This window comes from Salmonella sp. FC25216 (assembly GCF_057751355.1).
Genome location: NZ_JBDGON010000023.1, coordinates 1 through 3,233, shown reverse-complemented (window position 1 = coordinate 3,233; position 3,233 = coordinate 1). Strand labels below are relative to the sequence as shown.

3 protein-coding genes and 1 pseudogene are annotated in these 3,233 nt (G+C 50.4%); 2 read left to right on the top strand and 2 right to left on the bottom strand.

The features are described from left to right. A pseudogene (locus AC3G3F_RS23755) lies at window positions 1–926 on the top strand (phage tail-collar fiber domain-containing protein); the annotation flags it as partial. 10 nt (window positions 927–936) lie between these two features. Continuing rightward, window positions 937–1,620 (top strand): DUF4376 domain-containing protein, encoded by a 684-nt coding sequence (locus AC3G3F_RS23750; RefSeq protein ID WP_123220284.1) that lies wholly within the window; start codon window positions 937–939, stop codon window positions 1,618–1,620. 41 nt (window positions 1,621–1,661) lie between these two features. On the opposite strand, the gene AC3G3F_RS23745 is transcribed toward AC3G3F_RS23750, so the two are convergent. Together AC3G3F_RS23745 and AC3G3F_RS23740 are read right to left on the bottom strand one after the other, a co-directional pair. After that, window positions 1,662–2,252, bottom strand: a complete 591-nt coding sequence (locus AC3G3F_RS23745) for a DUF4376 domain-containing protein (RefSeq protein ID WP_488395922.1) — start codon at window positions 2,250–2,252, stop codon at window positions 1,662–1,664. A 1-nt stretch (window position 2,253) separates the two neighbouring features. Continuing rightward, window positions 2,254–3,233, bottom strand: a 980-nt coding sequence (locus tag AC3G3F_RS23740) for a gp53-like domain-containing protein (protein ID WP_488395920.1), incomplete at its 5' end; no start/stop codon positions are given.

Genomic DNA, 3,233 nt, shown 5'->3' with positions numbered 1-3,233 from the left:
TCGGTTTAGGAGAAACGGTAGATCAGGCCGCTGGCGCCATGCAAAAATTGCAGAACGGCGGTGATATTCCGGACAGGGGATTATTTGCACAGAATATCAGTGCGGCGCTGGCGTTCAGTGGCGGGGTTGCTGTCGGCGGTGATGCTAATCCGTGGACTACGGCGGAGTTTATCGCCTGGCTGGAGAGTTGCGGCGCATTCAATCATCCTTACTGGATGTGTAAAGGGTCATGGGATTATGCTGGCAACAAAGTCATCACAGATACAGGGTGCGGTAATATCTGTCTCGCTGGCGCGGTGATTGAGGTGATGGGAACCCGTGGCGCAATGACAATACGCATAACCACACCCACCACAACGTCAGGAGACGGAGTACCCAGCGCCCAGTTCACCTATATCAATCACGGCGATGGATACGCACCGGGCTGGCGACGAGAGTTTAGCCGTACTGGCGACGAGATGACCGGCAACCTCTACCTTAAAAATGATGGCCGTGTGAATTTCTGCATTATGAATGAAGACGGAACGCCCCGCATGTGGATCTTCAAGGATAAAGGCAGCGACGGTATTCATATCAACAATGGTAATGATGGCGGCGGGGATTTTATTTTCGGTAAAGACGGCAATTTTCGCGCAGGAGCCGCCATCTACGCCAATAACGGAGACGCATTCGGCACCGCGTGGGGTGGAGGTAATGCCGCCTGGTTGAGCAGCTACCTCTACTTGAATATGGTCAAAGCGATCAGACTTGGCCCCGTGGCGCTTTCTGGCGGTCTGTGGCGTGATTTTCAGCTCGGCGGCGGACAGGTAGTGACGGGGTTCCATACTGACGGTGACTGGGAAATGCAGGGCGGCGACGACAAAGTCTATTATCGCCCGATTCAGTATCTTATTGGTACTCAGTGGGTAACTGCGCCAAGTGTGTAAGGGGATAAAAATGCAGGACATTAAAAACTTTACGCCGTACAAACCGGAATCACCTGTTATTTCCGGGGCGGCACATCTTAAATCAGAAGACGGACATGACTGGTATGAATGCCAGAAAATGTTTTCCCCTGACACAATAAAAGTGGAGTACGACAATAACGGCGTTATTACGTGTATTTCACGGGATGTTTCTGGTTTCTGGCCCGTTGGGAAAAGTGTCGCGGAAGTACCGGACACGGAAGAAAACCGCCGTGCGGATATTTCAGGTCGTTGGGGTTTTGATGGAACAGATATTATCGACCTCATGACCCCGGACAAAGCGCGCGAACAGAAAGCCTGCGAAATTGATGTCTGGCGCAACAAACAGGAAAACGGCAGTGTTACTTTTACCTGGAATAATCATTCATGGGATGCCAGCAAGGCATCGCAAGACCGGTTAGCGCCGGTTCTGATTGTGGCAAAATCCAGCCAGCTTCCACCGGGCTTTTTCTGGACAGATGCCAGTAATGAAGATGTTCCCGTTACCGTTGACGACCTGACGGCTATTGATGCAGGTATGACACAAGCGATGGTTGTTCAGGGGTTTAAAATCCATGAGCGCCAGCGCCAGATGAAAAAGGATATTTCGGAATTAACTAAGGTCAGTGATATTTTAAATTATCCCGTAGGCTGGTCTGATAATAGCGGTAATTAAATAAAACAATGCCCGGATTACCGGGCATTATTATATCGGAGTTATTTTGTTGGGATATCCGGCCAACCGATTTTGTAATCCAGAATTGCTTTTACATCAGTCAGCTTGTCGATTTCCTCTTTCATTTCCCGTTGTCGCATGTGGATTTTTAGCCCCATAGTAAACATCGCCTGGTCGATTGCGTCACTGAGGTTGAGCAGTTCGCCCGCCGTCATAGGGACGTCATTATTATCGGCGTCCGTCCAGATAAAACCCGCTGGTAGTTTGTTGGCTTTTGCCATCTGTACCGATAGCGTAAGGCGCTCCTGCGTCGCTTTGCCGTAGTCCCAGTTGTGGTTATCAAACGTGAATGTGTAACTCGCGTTTTCCTGCGTATTGCGCCAGCGGTTAATCTCAGCGTGTTTTTGACTACGGGCGTCTTCAATATCCGGTAACGGGACATCCACCCAACAGGGCAGGTTGTCACTACCGGCTGCGCGCTGCTTGCCTTCGGGCGGGTGATTACCGGCGAACTCCAGCCAGACATCATCACTGACTTCAACAGTATCATCCGGGAAGGTTCCGGCATCGATATAAACCTGTTTCAGTTCGTCAGGGTAAAACGTGTTTTGTGTGGGGCTGTAGTGATACATATTAATGTCCTATCGCTATCCAGGCTGTACTCCACCAGTGATCCGTTGTAACTGTTAGCTGGGAATTGTTTAACAGACTGGCGGAGTTTGACCAGTCATCGTTCCCCATATCCAGCGTACCGGATACCCAACCCAGCGACCAAAGACCCGCGTTCGGGAATGGGATAGGAAGGTTAACGACGGCTTTATTCAGGTTCCCGGCAGCTATCCCCCACTGAATAATCAGTCCGGTAGACGCATCCTTAAACCAGCCGTTGGTTGCGAGGCTGGCGGTATTTTTTCGGCTGAGATTGTTATTAAGCCAGTCATTCAGCCAGCCGCCCCATACCGAACCGTTAACATTACCGTCGCTGGAGAACGTAGCGTCGCCCACATTCAGTTTACGGTTAGCCATAATATCGCCATTAACCGTAAACAGAATTGAACCGTCAGTATTTCGCTGGCTGTACAGGTGCCAGCCCTGGTCATCGTCCAGTTCAATCACTGTGGGCCTGTTAGCGCTGCCCCATAAATTGAACATTGCGCTCAGTGTTGAATTGTCATTGGCCTGAACAGCAAGTTTCTTACTACCGCCTGCACGGACTGCGAATGGTGCGTAAAAACTGCCGTCTTTGTGGAAAAGGTATTCTGTGGAGGCGTCATTACCATTGTTGAGGTGAACACCATCACCGCCTTTATCCTTGTAGATAAACATACGGGGCGTTCCGTCTGCATTCTGGATAATGATGTGTTCCCGTGCGTCGTTTTGCAGGACAACGTTACCGTTAGTAGCAATGCCCGCGAGCATGTGCAGCCCGGCGTTATCGATATAACCCACTTTGGCGTTATTACAGTAAACATCCAGTACGCCATCCGCACTGCCGATAAATCCGCTGTCACTGTCGCCGATATTGATGCTCGGTGTGCTGCCGTCAAAAGCACCGGTTCCTATGTTACCGATACTGACGCGTTTTGTCGGATTGAGGGTTTCTTTTAAACCGA

Bases quoted from the DNA above. Each gene is read 5' to 3' on its own strand.
- AC3G3F_RS23745 (WP_488395922.1), bottom strand. From the start codon at position 2,252: ATGTATCACTACAGCCCCACACAAAACACGTTTTACCCTGACGAACTG.
- AC3G3F_RS23750 (WP_123220284.1), top strand. From the start codon at position 937: ATGCAGGACATTAAAAACTTTACGCCGTACAAACCGGAATCACCTGTT.